Origin of the sequence: Leptospira tipperaryensis (assembly GCF_001729245.1) — a bacterium.
Taxonomy (GTDB): domain Bacteria; phylum Spirochaetota; class Leptospiria; order Leptospirales; family Leptospiraceae; genus Leptospira; species Leptospira tipperaryensis.
On sequence record NZ_CP015217.1, the window covers coordinates 1,233,701 to 1,253,849 of the forward strand.

A 20,149-nucleotide genomic window follows, 5' to 3' on the forward strand; every position below is an offset into this window, starting at 1 on the left:
AAAGACGGAATGTGATGTAGGATCGAAAGAGTGGTCCAAAGGAACACGGATCCATTTCGATAACCGAAATCGATCCGTGTTTTTTGTTAGAGTTTATACGTAGCAGAGAAAGAAATATCCAATCCGGTTCTATATTTTTGGAACACATATTCCTGTCCTGTGAGAGGATCAGTTTGTGTTATCTTAAACTGGCTGTTCATTAAATTTCGAACGGAAGATCGGAAATCTAAACGGTCGTTGTGCTTGTAAGTATAGACGACATCCGAGGTTCCGGTTCCTTTTTGAATCGCGTTCGGAACTCCATCGGATCCGACCAAAGCGATTCTATCGCTAAAATAATTATAGTAGAATCCAATATTGTGCTTTTTGCTTTTTGTCGTGAATACGTCGATTCTAAGGTTTGCTACGAAGTCAGATTGACCTTGCAGCGGACGATTCAAGGTAGTAGGCGCATAGGCCGCATACGTCGAAGTCGGATCCACTTGTCCTGTCGCGATAAAGCCGTAGATGTTCGCGTCGATCACGTCTACTCTCGATTTGATAAAGAAGACGTTGGTTTCTACTCTCAACCACCACAACAATTCTTTACGATAATCCAATTCGATTCCTCGGATCGTGGCTTGCTGTGCGTTTGCATATTTGTAAACTAAGCTCGCGCTTCCCGCGACCGGTAAACCGATGAGCTCGATCGGGTTCGAAAGATTCTTAAAGAACGCACCCACTCCGATGTAATCAGTGTTGGTTAGGTAGTATTCCCATCGAACGTCGTAGTTGTGAATGTAAGTTCTTTGAAGGCTCGCGTTACCGAATATTCTATCAGCTTGAAAATATGCGGAAAATCCGAACGGAGACAATTCTCTCAAGTCGGGTCTTGTAAGCGTTTGAGAATATCCCAGACGAAGATTCATGTCTTTTGCAATTTCCCACGCGACGTTGGCCGAAGGAAGTTTGTCTTTTGTCCTGAGTTCCCCGATCCCGAGGTTATTTACGTCGCAAACATTAGATCTTACTAATAAAAGTCTTTCTTCTTCTGAGTTCGTTTTACAACCGTAGCTCGCATTGTATCCGCTCCAGCTGTTTTTGAGATCGTATGTTTGAGTCTTTTGGTAACTGTCTTCGTAACGGACCCCGACGATCGTTTTTAATTTCGCCATAATTGGGATCTCCGCCTGTGCGAACGCGGCTTTAAGGGCTTGTGTCGCATCATACGCATTGTTCCCGGAAGCGCGTTCGAAAATCTTTCTATCACCGTTCGCATAAGTTAGAGGATTATAGATGATTTCCCCTGGAACCGGATAGAGATAATCTCTATCGCTTCCGTTGAAGTTTCTTTGGGCGAATTCCCTAAATTCAAAGTGTTTGAAACGATCAAGATTACTAATTCCGAATTTTAATTTACTCTGAAGCCCGTCCCACTGACTGAATGGAATTTCATATTTAAGGGATTGGCTTCGAACAGTATCCGCAGTAGTCGAAAAGTATCTAGTTCCGTCGGGGTTGTTTCCTAATCTTCTAAATCCGTTTGCTAAATCATTTCCACCCTGGGACCAAGCTTGGTTTCTTGCATCGGGTTCGTCTCTTTCGGCGAGGGCGTAATTTAGATTCCATTCGACTTTATGAGGCCTCGCGCTGAAGGTTCTCAACTCGTGTTCGCCACCGAGAGTGTTGTTAAAGATCGTTCGACTGATATAACTCAAGTTAGTCGATTTAAAATTAAAATTGTCGATGTAGTTTGTTCCTTCACCTTCGCGAACTGTCTTATCCGATTGTGCAGAATAAAGGGTCTTGATAAAGAATTGCTGCCCAATTTTTGGTTCATACGCTAAGTTGAGGTTGTTTCCCCATAGAACTTCTTCAGTGTATAGTTTTAAGTTGTTCTGATTTAAAGGGCGGAGCATATTATAATCTTTTAAATAAAGCGAAACCGGGTTGCTTGCTTGAAAACGTGAATTCGTTTCTTCGCGATAGTTATAACTCCGGTTATATGTCGTTCCCGCTAAAACTCCGAATCTTCCCCATTTTTCCGAACGGAAGGAATTTCCTGCGGACAAACTGAAAGATTTGTTATAAGGAGAATCCGTTTCATTCGGAGACCATTGTTGATTGAAAGACAAGGCGCCGACTTTCATAAGATTGGTTGGTATTCCTCCAAATCGATCCCCCTCTACGAAAGGTATTACTTTCGGTAAACCTCCAATGAGATCCGGAAGTTCCTGTTTTTTTGAGACCAATCCGAAATCGTTATTCATATCTCCTTGGTTGAAAGTCTTGAATTTGTGACCTGCAACTTGAGTATTTTTTCCGACTCCCAAGGAAACGGATAGCAAGAGATTATCCGGATATTCTTTGGTTTCAATCTTTACGATTCCTCCTGAAAATTCAGCGGAGTCTTCCGCGGATGCGGTTTTTATTACCCGAATATTTTTGATTACACCCGCCGGAAACAAATCCAGTGGAACGATTCTTTTGTCAGGTTCAGGCGAAGGTATAAAGGAATCATTGAGGATCGTATTGGAATATCTTTCGCCGAGTCCTCGAACGAAGATGAATTTACCTCCGACGAGCGTGATACCAGTGACTCTTCGAAGGACGTCTCCAGCGGAAGAGTCCGGACTTTTTTTGATGGATTCTTCGCTGATTCCATCGGACACTACACCACTTTTTCTTTGCAGAGCCAATAAAGCAGACTCAGAGTTTTCGAGTCCGCGTCCCTTGACTTCCACAGTGTCCAAAACCTGAGCACCCAGAACGATGTTCATGGAAAGTTGTGATCCGGAGGTGATCGTCACCTTTTTGAATTGTGTCGCAAAGCCGATCATTTGATATTCCACATTATGTTCGCCAGGCGGTAGGTTTAATTCGTATTTTCCATCAAAGTCGCTTCGAGTCGCGGCCTTGATCGATCGAACGATCACGACCGCTCCAAAGACCGGATCTCCCGATTCCGAATCAACGACTTTTCCTCTGAGCTTCCCAGTAGCTTGTCCGAAGACCGGACTTGCTACGATTGAGAAGAAGAATAATAAACTAATTGTCTTGTTTTTCATGTTCCGTACGTACAAACTTTAAATTGATTTTTGTGTTCTATAATGAGTTTAATTTCATCGATATCGATGGTTCTTCGTTCCAATTGCACTTTAAATTCCTTTATAATGTAACCGTTGATGTTCGTGAGCTTTCTTACGTTGTAAGGTTTTGGAAGGGGAAGAATTTGAAGCGGACCTTTTGATCCTCTGAGATTTTGTCTGACTTTATCGATACCGGCTTTTCTTCTGATGAGTAAAAGATACATTGAATCTTCAATCTTAGAATTCGCGGTGATGTTATTCTGATCTATGTTGTTCGGGAGATAGATCTCTCTGATCTCTTTCGGATTGCACGAATATTTGAGCTGGTCGTCGTCTTTATCAGGAGAATCCCTGATTTCATTGATCGCCTTCGATAACGCTTCTTCAACGGAATGAGACGAGTTTAGTATTACGTAAGAATTTTTTATTTCCGATCTAAGGATGTCTTTGTCTTTTTGAATTTCTAAAGCGATTTTGGGATCCATGATTTCCTTGTCGAAATCCGGCCGCTGTCCGCTTTTTTTACATTCGAAAATCGAAAAAGATAAAAGAATAAAAAGAAGAATATGTAGAAATTTGAATGTGTTTTGGGACATGTTTAAGGTTCATAAGAGGATTCTCAAGCGAAGAGAATCCTCTTTTTTTAATTATTTCGCTCTATACACGGTCCATCCTGAAGCCCAGTTAGAACCGGAGATCATACCACCATAGGTAGTGTTATCGGTAAAAAATGAGTCAGAGGATTGTGCAGTTAGCGCAGATCCAGCTGCTGCGGCCGCTTCACCCGAAGGTTGATAATCAGGCTTGGTCGCGAAAGCGCAATTGTCTGAATCGCCGGAACCCAAAGAAACTACGGGAAGCGCTGTTAAGCCAGTAGTTGGAAGCGTACAGGCGGCAGTGTTTCCATTGGTTTTTGCGGCTTCTACTAAAACGTTAGCAAGAGTCGGAGCTGTTGCAGGACCGCCACCGGTTGCGTTTAATACGCAGTCGATATTTCCGGATTGGAATCCGTAAATAAGTCCATTGCTAAATTTTCCTTGAAGACCTTCTCTCAATCTTGCGCCAAATCCGTTGGAAACGTTTTTACCAAGAAGTGTGAAGTTAGAGAGTTTTACGTTAGTAGTAGTTTTTGCAGTTGCAGAAGCGGTTCCTGCACTGTGTGTTCCATCCATTTCAAATCCGTGAGGATCAGTGGATGCTGTTCCACCGCATGTAGTCGCGTATTTGTGGGAGATAACGAATTGAACTTTTCCTGTATAGGCTTCATCTAAATCCAAATCATCATCCATTCCACCGGTCATAAGGAGATATTTACCAGTCCAAGCTCCTCCCCAGGATTCAACGCCGTCATCTAAGTGTCTATGGACTTGAACGTGATCTAATGTAGTTCCGTTTCCTACAACATACATTGAAAGTCCGTTCAACTCGTCTCCGGTAGAAACTTCGTTTCCGGCGAATTCAACGATCGTGTAAGTAAAACTTCCAGAAGTTCCGTTATCATTCGCGCCGCTGTTATATTGAAGACCGGTTCCACCTTCCGTGTTCTGAGCGGCCGCTCTGGAACCAACACCGTCTCCTACGATCAAAATTCCACCCCAGTCTCCTGGAGCTCTGTTTCCGGAGGTTTTAGAAGAAGTAAAACAAACAGGAGCAGTCGCGTCCCCTTTGGTTATGATCTTTGCACCTTGCTCGATAATCAGAGCTGAACCAGCAGTTCCAAACACAACCGCGCCTCTTTCAAAAGTGAGCGTAGCGCCGGTCTTAACACGAACGATTCCACTGAGAGAAGTGGAAGAATACGTAGCAAAGCTTTGGCTTGAGGTAATGTTCCCAGTAAGAACAGTGTTTCCGCCTATGATAGAAGCACCGTCGCAAATTGCAGAACCGGCGTTTGAGTTACCTGCTCCCGATAGTAATGCGATTGCGAGCAATGCGGTGTTGTCTTTCTTGTCTTCTTTGCAATTTGCAAAAGAAGAAAGTAGTAGAGTGGCGCTTATGAATAAAAGCGTGACTCTTTTTGAATAAGTCGATTTCATCTTATGACTCCTTGAGAATAAAACCTTAAAAGGTTTACGGATAATGTAAGCGCAAGGCGTTACACCCGAGTTACAAACTGATTTAATTCCCGTAACTTTCATTTGATCTTCTGCGAGTCTCTTTGTGACATTTAAGGTATAGTTTCTGAATGCATCCGTTCATTAAGGAAGAGCGAAGAATAGAATTAAGAGAAATCCTAAAGAACCGAACGCGAAATAACGATCTCCCTTTGTTTCCTCTTTAGGTTCCTCTCCCTTTGTCCAAGCTACGTCTTTTTTCTCTATGGACACGACGTCCTTTTTGAAGCCTCGTTTAGTTCCATCCTCATACTCAACAATAATACCTTGTTCGTTTTCTGAAGTTTTTACGTTCTCTATTACTTCGCTCGTTTTAGTATTTTTAACTATGTCCGCAAACATTCCGGTAGGTGAGAATAATAGGAAGAGTAGAAGGGCTATCGATATTCTTGTTATCATTTTGTAATCATTTTCCTTTTGGAATGTCTACCGCATCTCATTGTTACATTTTCATACAAGACTAAAAACAAGAGAATTGTTACAATCGTGTTAAAGATTTGATTCGAAATGAAGGGAAATTAGATAAACTTAGAATCCCTATTAAAGAACATTGATAAAGATTAATGTTCTTTAATGATGGAAGCGCAAATAGTTTCGCACCCGTTCCCCCAAGGGTGGCGATCAAGGCGACGAGTAAAGTCCGAATGATCGTCTTTACGTTGTAGCCCGTGTTGATTACGTAATAAACGGATAAGGTAATCAAAGGAACGTGTGTTCCCGAGAAACGTTACTAAGAGAATTTTTGCAGTATAAGTTTTAAGCGGTTTAATTTTGGAAAGAGTTTCGTAAAGTCCAAGATTTCAGTTCAGTCATTTTTTGTTCCGTTTAGATTTAGAAAATTCTATCGCCTGTTTTTATCTCGACTCTGTCGTGCTTTGACTTTTTCGAGTTCGATGTTTGAAGATTTTTATTTTAAATAACGGCGTCTTTTGTTTCAGCTTAGAAATGGTGTTGTTCGCTTATCAATTTCTAAACCCGTTTTTAGAGACGAGCAAATCTTTTGATGTAAGCTTTGAGAAAACGAAAAAAGAATTCAAATTCTTAAGTTTTGTTTTGGATCCTTTCTCGAGAAGGGAAATCCAAACGAAAGTTTTAGATCCAGGGACCAACTCATTCTCTGTTTTGTCAAAGGTCTGAAAGGATGTCAGGGAACTGAGGACTTAGAATCGGGACTTTCCGTCTGAAAAACAGAATTCTTCAGATTTTTTTCTTGCCATTTCCCTGAATATTTTATATAATAACTGTTGTTCTATAAAAACGTTTGTTCGAAATTGAGGAGAATTGCCGTGCCCAAGGTTGTGGATCACGAAGTTTACAGAATTTCCATTCTAACAAGATGTTTGAGCCTTTTTGCCAAAAAGGGCTATGCGGTGGTTACAATGCGAGAGATTTCCAAGGAGCTTCGGGTTTCTACGGGGTCCCTCTATCATTATTTTCCGACCAAGGAAGTTTTGTTTGAGGAAATGGCGAAGTGGGTGGTTCGAGAGGACGCGAAGCAGTTGGTCGAAATCCGAGATCGAAATCGGGACAAAAACCCGGCTGAAAGACTCGAGCTGCTCTTTGAGTTCGTTCGAGAAAGGGAAGGACATTTTCAGGATTTGATTTTGCTCGCTTGCGATCTTTACAGAAGAGAAGACTCGGAGCCTGCAAAAGCGATTTTGAAAGAATGTTCGGTGATCTTTCGGGATGCGATCGAAAGCCATCTCGGTTTAAAAAATCCGGAGATAGAAAACCTTTTTTTCAGCGTTCTGATCGGAACCATTTTTCAAAGGATGATGGACGAGGGAACGGTCGACTTCGAAAAAACTTTCGGGATCGTAAGGGTCTTTGCTCCGTTTCTAACAAGCGCTCCGTTTATGGAATCGAAAAAGGTCGGAAACGATTCAAGATAGAATCGATCAATCAAAGAAAAATAGGGAGAGAAGTGATATGACCAATTTGAAACGTTACTCGTTCATTGTTTGTTTTTTAGTTCCCGCGTTTGCGGTGTTGGGTTTTTATTTAGGCGGAGCGTATAATTTTCTTACCTTCGCGATCGTGTTCGGAATATTACCGATTTTGGATTTAGCCGTCGGTTCCGATCCGTCGAACCCGGTCGAAGAGGAAGTTCCTTCTTTGCAGAACGAATTTTATTTTCGATTTCTTACTTATATGTGGGCCTGGGTTCAGATTGGCTTAGTTATTTGGGCTCTTTATGAAATTCAAAACAAGGAACTGACTGGTTTGGAATGGTTCGGCTTTGTTCTCGCGATCGGAATCAATACCGGAGGAATCGGAATCACCGTTGCACACGAGTTAGGTCATAAGAGTAAGAAGATCGAGCAGTGGTATTCAAAATTTATTCTGATGACCGTTTGTTATATGCACTTCTTTATCGAACACAATCGGGGACACCACGTAAACGTTTCGACTCACGAGGATCCGGCCTCTTCGAGAAAGGGAGAGTCCTTCTATCGATTCTATCCAAGAACCGTATTTGGTTCTTATTTCTCCGCTTGGAAGCTGGAAGAAAAAAGGCTTTCCAAACAAGGAAAGTCGGCTTGGTCTCTGGAGAATGAGATGATTTCTGCGAGTTTAATTACGCTTTTGTTCATCGGAGTTGTGACCGCGGGGCTCACTCTTTATACTGGAAAATTTTCTTGGGAAGTTCCGGCATTCTTTTTTGTTCAGAGTTTTATCGCATTCTCCCTTTTGGAATTGGTGAACTATATCGAACACTACGGCCTTCAGAGAAAGGAAATCGCTCCGGGAAAGTTTGAAAAGGTTCTACCGATTCATTCTTGGAATCAGAATTTTGCGGTAAGCAACGCATTTCTATTTCATCTTCAAAGACATTCGGATCACCACGCTAACGCGGGAAGACGTTACTCGGCATTGCGTCACTTTGAAGAGAGCCCTCAACTTCCTTACGGTTACGAAGTGATGGTTCTGGTGGCTCTGATTCCTCCTCTCTGGTATAAGATCATGGATTGGAGATTGGAAGACTGGAAGAAAAAATACTATGGGAATGCGAATTCCGAAGCGGTTAGAAACGCGGTATAAAAAAGTATTCAAAAAGTTTCATATAACAAAGCCCGGGTTTTTTCCGGGCTTTTTGTTTTTCGATTCTTAATTCTTAACGTTTTCGTCTTAATTCTATTCTGAATCCTAAGGGAACGTTACGCGAATCCGCTCCTAAGAGAATCTTTGGAACGCTGAGATCGGTATTGGCCGGATTTGTATCGATTCCGTTTGAGAGATCGAAACTTACGTTGATTTCGTAGTTTCGCGAAGCGTATCTTTTCTTTGATTCGTCGCTTTCTCCGTTGAACGTAAAAGTAAACGGTCCTTCATAAGGAACTAGAACTAAATTCAAATAATGTTTTCGTCTTGTTCCTTCTTCTACGAGAGAGAGAGGATAAAATTCGATTCCTCAGTAGATAAGGAACGGCTCGTGTTACCGATGGAAGGAATCGTATTTTGTTGGTTCCATTGGATTTCTACATTGACCGCGCTTGTCAGGATATCGTTTCGAATAAAGATCACGTGTATGGTGAAGTGAATCCTGTGAACGTAGGCTACTCTGTGTTATAAACGATTCCGGTGTGGAACATTGCGATTTCGAAAGGTCGCTTTCAACGTCTCGACCATTTTAGTTTTCTATAAGTTTTTTCTTTTCCGTGTTACTTCCGATTTTCAGAGGAGATGTGTGGCAAGTTTTCGGTTGGCCTCTGGAAATTTCTTGATAAGGAGGAGGAAAAAAGAAAGAATCTTGGGCGGATAAGGGGAGTGTAGGAAAAGGAAAAACGACGGAAGAATTATTTATGAGGTCGGGGCTTTTGAGAAAAATCGTTAAGAGTGCTTTGTCTGAGTTCCGACGATCCACCGTTCCTTGTTGCATAAACTTGCCCACAAGTTGAGGGGAACTTAAGAAAAACTGTCGGAACTACGACAATTTTTCCGTAAAAGTCGCGCGCCCCACTCAAATTTTGGGCGGAGGGGCGGGGTGGTGGAAAAATTTCGGAAACTTTCCTATATCACAAAATTCTAATTTTGCAAGTAAAAAGTCCCACGTAGGAACTCCTAAAAAATCCTTCCTTGTGGCTAAGGTTATGCCCTTATTGGATGAAGGAGGCGAGGCTTGTGGGGATTCAGGGCGAATTTTTTATATTAGAAAAACATTCTATTCTCAAATTCCAATTCGATTTAAAAATCTTAGTCGGAACTCCGACAAGGTCGTCCTAAAACTCCGTCTTTCAAAAGACGGAGTCCGTTTTCTCTGAGAAGTACTTTTTCGTATTCGAGAAGTGCGGGTTTTTCCGAAATGTTCGCTGACTCGGCTGAACCCGGCGGCTCATTGTTTGGAAAGAATTCTCACCGTCCTTTCTAAATCGTCTCTGTGTTGTTTGAGATCTTTTTTTAAAAGCGCAGGAATTTCTTTTTCCTCTTTTAGGAATCGATTTGTCTTATCGACTAAGCCTTGATTCGGTTCCACGCCTGGAAATAATATATTTCCAAATGCGGAAGAGAAATGAGAATCTCTTTCTTTGTAAACCTTGATAACGTTCTGAAAATATTTATCTTCGTAAGTTTTTAGAATCTCTTCTTGATGGTCCCAGTAAAAACCTCTCATTCCGTAACGAAGCATGTCTGTGGAATATTTTGTTTTCGGGTTATTAAATTCGTTCCAAGCGGACGCTTTTGACTTTACATCCGGAAACGCAACTTTGGCTCCGTATGCTTTTTTAGCGCCAAGATCCGAAGTATCGGATCTTTCTTCGTTTTCAATGAGAGATAACGCGTCTTTGATTCCGAAGGCGGAAAGCCTCGTTAATATACTCCATCTTCTTTCTTGATCGATTTTGATTCCGGGGATGTTGACTTTCCCGTCCAGAAGTTCTCGTAGATAGTTCAATTGATTTTGAGTTCGAGAAGTTCCTTCCAACATTCGATACCAAACGATTTTTTCCTCATCTTTTGTTTTGGAATCTAAGAGTTCTTTTTTCGCGAGGTCGTTGAGCTTTGTGGACCATTCTTCTCTATTTTCTTTTTTGAGATAACTAGCGGCGATCGAAGTGGCTTTGGTAAGAATATGACTGCTTCTTACTGAAAGATCCTCTTCTTGGATTCCTTGTGAGAATACGATTTCCAAAAAATCCTTCGGTGAAATTTCCGCGTCCCGCGTCATCTGCCACAGAGAACCCCAGAAGATTCTTCTGGCAAATCTGTCTTTTAGTTTGTTAAGCGAAGTCTTTAATAAAGCGATGGAATCCTTTGGTAGATACGTTTTAGCATACGCGTGGTCGTTTGTGTTTAATACGACGATCTCCGAATTTTCCGGATTGTGTTTATAAGGAAGAATCGTCTCTTTTCCTTTTACTACGATCCTGTTTTGCCAAACGCTCTCGAAAGAATCTCCTTTGAGAGAAAAGATCGTAACTTCCAACGCGTGAGTTCGATATAATCCGTTCTTTTCAGAAGGAAGTTGTCGAATCAGAATATGATCTTCTTTCCATTCTGGGAGGAGAGTGTTGACCCCGGTTGTGTCGAGCCATTCTTTGCTCCAGCCTCGGATATCGATCCCTGAAGTTTCGGACATCGTATCTAAGAAGTCGTTTTGAACCGTGTTCGAATTGGCGAACTTCTGAAAGTATTTCCGCATCGCTTTTCGAAAGGATTCTTCTCCGATATAATACATCAACTGACGCAGGACCGAAGCCCCTTTGGAATAAGAGATCCCGTCGAAGTTGCTGATCGCGTCTAACGTGTTTTCTGCGGTTCCCGCGATCGGATGTGTGGTAGAAAGTTGATCCTCTCTATAAGCCCATTCTTCCCTTACATAGAAGTGTTCGAGCGCGTCCGGAAAAAGTTTTCCGTGAGACATCGCGTAATAAGAAAGATAATCCGCAAAACTTTCGTTTAACCAGAGATCGTTCCACCATTTCATCGTGACAAGATTTCCAAACCACATGTGAACCATCTCGTGATAGATCGTATTGGCTCTTCCAAGATATTCGGAATAGATTCTCGGGCTTCTGAAAATATAATGTTCCGAAAACGTAACGGCTCCTACGTTTTCCATCGCTCCCATGTTGAATTCGGGGACAAAGATCTGATCGTATTTTCCATAGGGATAGGGAACTTCGAAATAAGATTCTAAGAATCCAAAGGATTCTTTCGTGATCGCGAAGATATTCTCCGCGTCCATAAACTTTGCCAAAGATTTTCTACAAAGAATTCTCAGAGGAATGTTTTTGTATTTGTCTTCCCAGACTTCATAAGGCCCGACGATCAACGCGAACAAGTAGGTGGAGAATAACGCAGTCTTTTGAAATTGAATTTCAATTCTTCCGTCTTTGGTTTCTTCTTTCGAAGCAAGGGTGTTGTGAATGTATTTCCATTCTTTCGGACCGCTCAGAGAAAGTTCATAGGTCGCCTTAAGATCGGGTTGATCAAAACAAGGAAACATTCTATGAGCTTCAAAGGGTTCAAAGTCCGTGTGTAAGTATTCGGAACCGTCGGCCGGATCTTGGAATTGATGAAAGCCGGATCCACTGTGATTGTATTCGTTTGTATATTTGATCTTAATTTCATTCTTTCCGGGTTTGAGTGATTCGCCCGGTAAGTCGAGGGTGGCGTCCGTCTTTGTATAACCTGAAAATTCTTTTCCGTTTAAAAAAATCACTTCGATCTTCTTTGTAACAAAATCGATCTTGAGCTTCCCCTTTCCTTTGCCCGTATAAAAAAATAGAATTTTTGTTTCTCCCTGATACGTCGGAGATCCCGCTTTCAAATCTAAATGGATAGAATAGCTGACTTGATTGACGAGACTTGCTCTTTCTAAAGCTTCTGTTTGCGTGAGTACGTTCGGAGCATCCATTCTATTACTTTTCCTTTACATGATGTCTTTGAGTTCCATCTTCCGGAGTCGAGGAGCGATGGCTCCCACAAAACCGACCGTCAAGAGCGTGAGCGCTCCGCCTGCTATGATGGATCTTCGGATTCCTAACAATTCAGCCGTAACACCGGATTCAAATTCTCCGATCTCATTGGAAGAACCGATGAAGATATGATTCACCGCAGATACTCTTCCTCTCATGTGATCCGGAGTATGCATCTGAACGATCGTATGACGGATCACGACGCTCACCATGTCAAAAGCGCCCGCCGCCATTAGACAGAGAAACGCAATTCTCCAGTCCGTAGAAAAACCGAAAAGAACGATACAAATTCCGAAACCAAAAACGCAGGAAAGTAGAATCCAACCCGAATTTTTTTTAGGAGGTCTCGCCGCGATGAAGAACGCGCACAAAACGGCGCCCACACCTTGAGCCGAACGAAGAATTCCAAAAATCTCAGGGCTCTGACCTAAAATTCTTTCCGTAAAAGAAGGGAGAAGTGCCACCGCTCCTCCAAAAAGGACCGCAAAAAGATCCAGAGAAATCGCTCCGAGAATGATCTGATGACTGGAAACAAATTTCCAACCAGAGCTGAGACTCTGCCAGATCGTTTCTCCGATCTCCGGTTTTTCAGGAACAGGTTTGTTTTTTACGAGAAGCATCATCAAAAATCCGGAACTCATCAAGATAAGATCCACTGAATAGGCGAAGTAAAGACCGAGGACGATCAACATTCCACCGGTGAGAGGACCGAGGACGAGAGACGTTTGCCAAGCGATTCCGCTCCAAGTCGCTGAGTTTGGAAACGTTTCCTTGTCCACGAGTTGGGTTTGAAAAGCTGCAACCGCGGGATTGAGAAAACCTCTTGCGATTCCCGAAAGAAAGATCACTCCGTAGATCGGATAAACCCCGAAGTCTTTTAGGATCCATTCCATATTCGGAACTACTAATATAAGAAGAAGAAGGGAACAGATGGAGAGAAGTCCGAGCGCCGAAGAGACGATTCTCTTTCTAGGAAAAGAATCGATGATAAGACCGGAAAACAAAGCCATTGTGATAGAAGGAATCGCTTCGGTAAGACCGATAAAACCTACGTGAAGATTGCTTCCGGTAAAGTGATACATCTGCCAGCCGACGACGGTCGTCTGGATACTGATCGAAAGAGTCACCATAAACTTTCCAAGAAGAAAGGAACGGAAGTCGGCGATTCTCAGGGCCTGAAAGGGATCGTGTTTTTTTTGAGTTTGGGTCATCGTTTAGTTTTGAATCGGATGTTTGATAAAATACATTCCCAGAGCCGCGACCATCATCCCGTGATGAAGGATGTTCTCCGAAATGAGTTTGGGAATATTCTCGAGAGGAGTTTCAAAGATTTCAATTTGTTCGCTTTCGTCCAAATCTTGCTCGTGGAGTTTACGAACATTTTTCGCCACAAATGTATGACACCAGTTGTTTAAGATCGCTGGATTGCCCGTGACCTTTCCGAGATATTCCCATTCTTCGGAAACGTAACCCGTTTCTTCCACGAGCTCGGCTTGGGCCGATTCCAAAAGTGTGGTTTTTTCCGCGATTCCTCCGGGGATTTCCAAACTAAAACGATGGATTCCGTGGCGATACTGATCGATGAGAAGAATTTTGTCTTCCGGAGTGAGAGCGATTACGTTGACCCAATCGAGAGATTCCAGATGAAAGAAATCTTTCGAAACTTTTTTATCAGGAGACGTGGTATGCCAGGAAACGAGTTTGAAAATGGGGGTCTGAATCAAATCTTTTCGATTTTTTTTGGACCAAAGATGGGAGAGCGGATCGTAAGATTCAGGATGAAAGGGTTTCATTGTTTTCCAGTTTTTCGGAATTGTTTGTGTGGTCGGAATTCCGACAAGATTTTTAGTTCTGAGTTTGATCTTGACAATATGCTGTTTTTCTGATAGAGGAATGTTGTCGTAAATTCCCACAAGGCCCGCCTCCTCCACCCAATGAGGGTGGGGGCAATCACGGTGGATCGTCGGAATTCCGACGAGGTTGAGGGGGCGTTTGTTTTCCTTGATATCATTTCAGCTTTTTGGATAGAGAAGGTTTTGCCGATTGTTTCCGCCAGACGATCCGCGGAGATTGGGATGGATCTTTGTAGGAGTTCCTACAAAAGAAGAGAAGAGACTTTTTGCTTGCAAGATTACGGTTTTCTGATATAGAAAAATCTCCCAAGTTTTCCCACCCCTCTCCCCACCACCCAAGATCAGGGTGGGGGCGCGCGACTTTCACGGAGGGTTGTCGTATTTCCGACAGATTTTTCAGGTGATTCCAGCGGCTTATTGATAAGAATCCAATCCCTCTGTCTATGCACACGCATGCGTTAGAAGATGTTTCAAAGAGCCCTTTTTTGTAGGAGTTCCTACAAAAAAAGAGGGGAGACTTTTTGCTTGCAAGATTACGGTTTTCTGATATAGAAAAATTTCCCGAGTTTTCCCGCCGCCACTCCCCACCACCCAAACCAGGGCGGGGCGCGCGACTTTTACGGAGGACGTCGGAATTCCGACAAGGTTTCCGTTGGTCATGTTTTTCCGGTGAAAACGGTTTCATCCTCGCTCCATTCTTTTCAGGGCGCTATTTTTCTCCAAGAGAGAAATCCGTCGAAAAGCGAAGGTCGGAACTCCGATTCTTTGCAATCGTTTTAACAATTCCAAACGTACAGGATTGACAGAATCTTTCCCACTCTAATTATGTCACATGTCCCATGAAGCTCAATCCTGAACAGGAAAAGGCGGTCCGCCACGTAGACGGTCCGATTCTTATATTTGCCGGCGCCGGATCCGGAAAGACCCGTGTTATCTCCAATCGAATCGCGCATTTGATCGAGAACTCGGGAGTTTCCGCCGGAAAGATTGTCGCGCTTTCTTTTACAAACAAGAGCGCGAGAGAAATGGAAGAACGGGTTCGGAAGATGATTCCGAGACAGAAGTTAAAAGGAATCGTTCTTTCCACCTTTCATTCCCTCGGTCTCAACATCCTTAAAAAACATATCGGGCTGATCGGTTATAAACATCCTTTTCTTCTTATGAATCAAAACGATCAGGAAGGTTTCGTAACTACATTACTGATCGCTAATAAAGTCGAGCTCAAGAAAACAAAGGTTTCCGAAATTCTTGGAAAAATTTCCCGGATCAAAAACTCGGGTCCAAGTTACAGAGAATATCTGGATTCTTCTCTTGTGGAATCGGATCAAATCGCGAATCTCATTTTTGACAGTTATCAGAATTCTCTCAAAGAGATGAATTCTTTAGACTTCGACGATCTCATTCTTCTCCCCGGAGTTTTGTTAAAAGAATTTCCGGAAGTAAGAGAAGAATATCATAAGAAGTTTCAATACTTCATGGTCGACGAGTTTCAAGATACAAACCAAACTCAATACGTATTTTTAAGAGCCCTCATGGGGGAAAATCGAAATCTCTGCGTGGTAGGCGACGACGATCAGTCCATTTATGCGTTTCGAGGATCGGATCTCAGTTTGATTTTAAACTTCGAGCAGGACTTTCCGGAAAGTAACGTTGTGCGTCTTTTGGAGAATTATCGTTCCACTCAGGTTATTATCCAAGGTGCGAATTCGCTTATCAAAAACAATCTTTCGAGAAGATCGAAGGAACTTTTCTCTTCCATTCCCGGTGGAAGAAAAATTCGTTATATAGAAAGAATGGACGAGAAGGACGAAGCTTCTTACGTCGTCGATTGTATTCGAGAAGAGATCATCAAGGACGCAAGAGTCGGAAGTCAGATCGCGATTCTATTTCGAACGAATTTTCAGACCAGGCCCTTTGAAGAAGAACTCAGAAGTAGATCGATCCCTTACAAACTCATAGGCGGATATAACTTCTTTGATCGAAAAGAAGTTCGAGATATGATCTCTTACATACGGCTCATCGCAAACACAAGGGACGACGCTTCTTTGCTAAGGGTTTTGAATTATCCAAAACGGGGAATCGGTCCGGGAAGTATTTCCTTGATCCACGAAAAAGCCGGAAACATGAAAGAATCCTTATACGAGATTCTTTTTCGAGTCTGCGAATCTCCCGATTTCATCCCAGGCTTACAAAAAAAGATCCAATCCGAAATTTATAATTTCGTAAACCTCATCGAACGGACCAAAAAGAAATTCGCGACGATGCCGAAGATGTTTCTGGCCTTCCGAGAATTCATTCAGGAAGTAGGAATCGAAAAGGAAATTCTTCTCGAGGAAAAAGACGAGAAGATCGCGAAGGCGCGGACCTTCAATCTTTCCGAACTCGTAAACATGATGTCCTATTTTGAGGAGAATCACGATTCTCCCGAGAAGCCGACGCTTTTTGATTTTATAAATCGACTCAATCTTCTTATGGAAGACGAAACTCCTTCCGATGACGACAAGGAAGACAATCGCGTTCAACTCCTTACGATTCATCAGTCGAAGGGTCTCGAGTTCGATTCTGTTTATGTCGCTGGATTGGAAGAGGGGATCCTGCCTAACTCTAGAGTGCTCACGGAAGAATCGTCCGTAGATGAGGAGAGACGCCTTCTCTATGTGGCTATGACCCGCGCGAGGAAGCATTTATGCTTGACAGGGGCCGCAAATCGACGCAAATTTGGGGAGCAAATGGCTACCCAGGCCTCCCGGTTCTTGACTGAAATCGATCCGGAAACATTGGACTGGGTTTCCAATGAAGAATCCAGAGAGCAGGAGACGGCAGACTTCTTCGCTGAGCTGGAAAAATTGAAAACAGGATCGTAGAATGGCTTTAGATAAAAAAATACTGACTCTGGTAACAATACTTGTTCTTACCGCCTGTGCAAGCGGTCAGAAATCCGTGGACAACGGCGTTTCTCAGGAATCGGCGGTTCGCGCGAAAATTCAAGGAATCGATTCCCAACTTTCCATTTCCTCTTTGGACGAAAAAAAACGTTCTTCCCTTCTGATGGAAAAGGCAAAACTTCTCCTGCAAATTGAATCTTATAAAGAAGCGTCAATCGTTTTAAAAGAGATCCAAAATTCTAAAGAAGGAAAGGGTCTGGAACACTTAGACCACTACCTCGGAACGGCATATCTTGGAATCAACGATACCGAGAATGCAATTGTTCACTTTAGAAAATCGGAAACAGTGGATAAGAATTACGAATCCACAATTCGCAGAAAGATGTATGCAAAGGCTCTTTACCAAGAGGAAAAATACGGTCTCGCTCTTGGGATTTTGGGACGCGCTTCGAGAGAGAAGGATTTTGAAAAAGACATTCTCTTTTACGAAACCGTAGCCAATAGTTTTATGAGAATCAAGGAATTCAAGAGATGCCAGATCGTTCTGGAAGAGGGTCTTCAGAAATTTCCGGAAAGCCCGGCTCTGAAAGAGATCCAGGAAAAACTTTCTCAGGTTCTTCCCAGATAATCCGTTTTCTTAACCTAACCACAATGAACCGGGTTTGGCAAAAGGCAAAGTCCTTGGCGCCCGGCGACTCCCTCCGTTTTCTCGGATCCTTTTTTGTTTTCTTAAAAGAAAATAGAAGAATCAGATTTATCCTCATCGCCTTTATTCTACTCCTGAGCGTTCACGCGATCGTGGTAGAATCGGTAGGTTACTACGTGCGAACCCGTCTTTTGGATCTCCGGGGTTTAAAAGAACTTTCTCGCAATTTTATCAATCAGGAACTCGGGCGTGCCGTAACACTCGGCGTTGTGGAATATGACTTTCCAAACGCGGTCGTCTTCGAAGATTTTCGGATCTCTTCGGAAGAAGACTTCGCGCTCAATCACATTCTTTTTCGAACCAATAAGATTCAATTTCGCCTCGGCGGTCTCTGGAAAGGACAACCTTATATCAAAGGAATCGTGGTCAAAGATTCTTCCATCAATCTGGATCTTCAGGACGCGATCGCGGGAGAATTGATCGGATACGTTCAAAAGATCAATATTCCCGAGATAAGATTGCTCAATACTACGATTACGATCTCCAAAGGCGGAGAAGAAGTTTTAAATGCGATCAAAGGAATCGACATCGTCATCACCAAACAACCCGAAGGTGTCATCGTAAAGGTAAGCGATTCTTTATTTCCGTTTCCGTATTCCAGGTTTATACAAGGAACCTTCGAAACAAAATTCAACTCCGAAGAATCGAAAAGTATATTCCGTTTTCAGAATGTAAAAGCCGAGAAAATACGAGGCCTCTATTCCTTATTTGGAAAGATGCTTTTGACCTCCGGCAAAATTTCAGGAGAATATGAAATTCTTCTCAACGGAAAAAAACTTTCGGTAACGGGAAAAAATCAGTTCACAAACGTTTCCGGTAAAATCCAACACGAGCTTCCTCTGGGATTGAAAATTCCAGATCTAAAAGACGCGGATCTCATACACGAGATGGATCTTAAACTCGATGAGACCGGAGAAAAACAGATTCATACGTTTACCAAAGAGGAGAATGTATTTCGTGTAACATACGGACTCAATCTCAAAAAACTCGCAACCTGGGAGATGAATGCGGATCTGAAAAATATCCGGGAATTAAAATCCATCTTTCAACTTCCGGGCGATTTGGAAATTCTCGAAGGTCAACTCAATCTAAAAGGAAAATGGGAAGAAACCGGAAATTACAACGACTGGATCAAGAGTAACGTTGTTTTTAGTCTTTTGGGATTTCACTGGAAGGATCCCTTTTTTGACGTTCGATTGGATCAGGTGATCGCAAACATTCTTCCCGGAAATCTTTTGGAGTTTAGCGCGAAAGGAAATCTCTTTCAAGAAACTCTCGCGACTCGAATCACCGGAAAAACCGGTTGGAAAAAATCTCCTCGTGCGAACGGCGCTTTCTTTTATCCTTTTTACAACGACTGGAAATGGGAATTGGAATTGGACCGAATCTCCGTAAAGGATTTTCTTCCGATCTATCATTCTTGGAAGAATTGGATACGAACCGATATCCGAACGAGACAGGAAAAACTCATTCCTGAAATTCGCTGGACCCGAACTCCATTTTACAAATATCTTTTGGAATATTTCACCGCCACGATTCACTGGAAGCTCAAGTCCTTTCGTTTTAAGGAAAAGGATTTGGGAAGGGCAACACTCGACGGCAAGATCGTTCCATTCTTTTCCAGATTGGATCTAAAAGGTTATCAGAGTGAGGCTCCGTATGTGGAAGGATTTGCGAACTTTACGTTCGGTCAGGACAATCCTTATATGGATTTGAGAATGAAAGTTACTGGAATGCCTTGGGAAGAACCGATCAACGGTTTCTGCGGTTCTTGGATCATTCCGGAATCCGTGACTTCCGATACTACGATTCGACTTTTTGGAGACGACTTTCTGGCTCTTCACAATTCTTTGAATGTTTTGCATAACGTGAGTTTTAACCGTTCCCGATTTCAAGACAAACGTTCTCTACCTCTGAATCTGAGAGAGCCCTTCGACTTCGGTTACGAACAAAATCTGCTTCCTACTTTGTCCTATTATAGAAATATTTTTTGGAAGAATGAGTCCGCGGATCTTACCGGTTACGGCGCCGTTGAAAACAATCGGATCCGAATCAGCGCGAACGGAAAACTCAACGAAGCTTTTATCAGCCGTAAATTTAGGGAGGAAGCAGGGGAATGCAAACTGGAATCAATCGGAGACAGATAATTCTCATTTCTTCCGGGGTCGCGCTTGCGATCCTTTTGTGTTTTGGAATCTATCTTTATTTTTTCGGATCCGCAAAGAAAGAATTCGGAGCTAAGTCTTCTTCGAAGGTAGATCTGATCGGAACCTGGAGAGTCGCGCCGATCCATCCGTTAGTTCAAATTCGATTCTTGAGCGAAAAGGAAGCGGTTCTTTTAGAAGAGGAAAGAGAAACAAAATTGTATCTCTTAGAAGACGGAGAAGGACTTCAACTCAGAAGAAGGGGAGAAGAAACCCCGAGCGGTTATTTTTTATTTCGCGAACTCAAATCCAATACGTGGCAAGGGCTCTGGGGAGAAGACCTCGTCGTCTTAAAAAGAATCTCCGCCGAAAACAATTCGCGTTAGTCTCGCAAGTTTATTTGTGAAGCGCTTTTGTTGTTATGACACAAAGGATTTCATCGTAAAAAAGATTTGTAAC

The 20,149-nt window shown here is 42.6% G+C and carries 14 protein-coding genes; 6 read left to right on the forward strand and 8 right to left on the reverse strand.

What is annotated here, in order from left to right:
- Positions 1–86 precede the first annotated feature (86 nt).
- The 4 genes from A0128_RS05935 to A0128_RS05950 form a co-directional block, all read right to left on the reverse strand.
- Positions 87–3,047 (reverse strand): TonB-dependent receptor, encoded by a 2,961-nt coding sequence (locus A0128_RS05935; RefSeq protein ID WP_069606663.1) that lies wholly within the window; start codon positions 3,045–3,047, stop codon positions 87–89.
- Positions 3,044–3,664, reverse strand: coding sequence for an LA3241 family PerA/PerB upregulated protein (locus A0128_RS05940; protein WP_069606664.1), 621 nt, complete (start codon positions 3,662–3,664; stop codon positions 3,044–3,046). The genes A0128_RS05935 and A0128_RS05940 overlap by 4 nt, the downstream gene beginning before the upstream one ends.
- Positions 3,665–3,715: 51 nt before the next feature.
- A complete protein-coding gene (gene lipL48, locus A0128_RS05945) occupies positions 3,716–5,104 on the reverse strand; it encodes an oxidative stress response protein LipL48 (RefSeq protein WP_069606665.1) in 1,389 nt (462 codons plus the stop codon).
- A gap of 162 nt (positions 5,105–5,266) precedes the next feature.
- The gene (locus A0128_RS05950; RefSeq protein ID WP_069606666.1) at positions 5,267–5,581 is read right to left on the reverse strand and encodes a hypothetical protein; all 315 of its coding nucleotides are present in this window, start codon (positions 5,579–5,581) and stop codon (positions 5,267–5,269) included.
- A gap of 887 nt (positions 5,582–6,468) precedes the next feature.
- On the opposite strand from A0128_RS05950, the gene A0128_RS05960 reads away from it, so the two are divergent.
- Both A0128_RS05960 and A0128_RS05965 read left to right on the forward strand, forming a co-directional pair.
- The gene (locus A0128_RS05960) at positions 6,469–7,074 is read left to right on the forward strand and encodes a TetR/AcrR family transcriptional regulator (protein ID WP_069606668.1); all 606 of its coding nucleotides are present in this window, start codon (positions 6,469–6,471) and stop codon (positions 7,072–7,074) included.
- Between the two features lie 37 nt (positions 7,075–7,111).
- Positions 7,112–8,224: an alkane 1-monooxygenase gene (locus A0128_RS05965; protein WP_069606669.1), complete on the forward strand. Its 1,113-nt coding sequence runs from the start codon at positions 7,112–7,114 to the stop codon at positions 8,222–8,224.
- 73 nt (positions 8,225–8,297) lie between these two features.
- Here A0128_RS05965 and A0128_RS05970 read toward each other — a convergent pair whose 3' ends face one another.
- From A0128_RS05970 to A0128_RS05995, 4 genes are all read right to left on the reverse strand, one after another.
- Positions 8,298–8,537, reverse strand: a complete 240-nt coding sequence (locus A0128_RS05970) for a hypothetical protein (protein WP_069606670.1) — start codon at positions 8,535–8,537, stop codon at positions 8,298–8,300.
- 978 nt (positions 8,538–9,515) lie between these two features.
- On the reverse strand, positions 9,516–12,041 hold the full coding sequence (pepN, locus tag A0128_RS05985) for an aminopeptidase N (protein WP_069606673.1): 2,526 nt from the start codon (positions 12,039–12,041) through the stop codon (positions 9,516–9,518).
- A 15-nt stretch (positions 12,042–12,056) separates the two neighbouring features.
- Positions 12,057–13,313, reverse strand: a complete 1,257-nt coding sequence (locus A0128_RS05990) for an MFS transporter (protein WP_069606674.1) — start codon at positions 13,311–13,313, stop codon at positions 12,057–12,059.
- 3 nt (positions 13,314–13,316) lie between these two features.
- A complete protein-coding gene (locus A0128_RS05995; RefSeq protein WP_069609153.1) occupies positions 13,317–13,895 on the reverse strand; it encodes an NUDIX hydrolase in 579 nt (192 codons plus the stop codon).
- Between the two features lie 899 nt (positions 13,896–14,794).
- Between A0128_RS05995 and A0128_RS06010 the strand changes: the two genes are divergently transcribed.
- Genes A0128_RS06010 through A0128_RS06025 form a run of 4 tightly spaced genes read left to right on the forward strand, consistent with a single transcriptional unit; the run spans position 14,795 to position 20,076 of the window.
- Positions 14,795–16,819 (forward strand): ATP-dependent helicase, encoded by a 2,025-nt coding sequence (locus A0128_RS06010; protein WP_069606677.1) that lies wholly within the window; start codon positions 14,795–14,797, stop codon positions 16,817–16,819.
- A gap of 1 nt (position 16,820) precedes the next feature.
- Positions 16,821–17,468 carry a tetratricopeptide repeat protein gene (locus tag A0128_RS06015; protein ID WP_069606678.1) on the forward strand — a complete coding sequence of 216 codons (648 nt, stop codon included), beginning with the start codon at positions 16,821–16,823 and terminating at the stop codon, positions 17,466–17,468.
- Between the two features lie 23 nt (positions 17,469–17,491).
- The gene (locus A0128_RS06020) at positions 17,492–19,693 is read left to right on the forward strand and encodes an LIC_12586 family protein (protein WP_069606679.1); all 2,202 of its coding nucleotides are present in this window, start codon (positions 17,492–17,494) and stop codon (positions 19,691–19,693) included.
- Complete coding sequence (locus tag A0128_RS06025) at positions 19,663–20,076, forward strand: hypothetical protein (RefSeq protein ID WP_069606680.1); 414 nt, start codon at positions 19,663–19,665, stop codon at positions 20,074–20,076. The genes A0128_RS06020 and A0128_RS06025 overlap by 31 nt, the downstream gene beginning before the upstream one ends.
- Positions 20,077–20,149 lie beyond the last annotated feature (73 nt).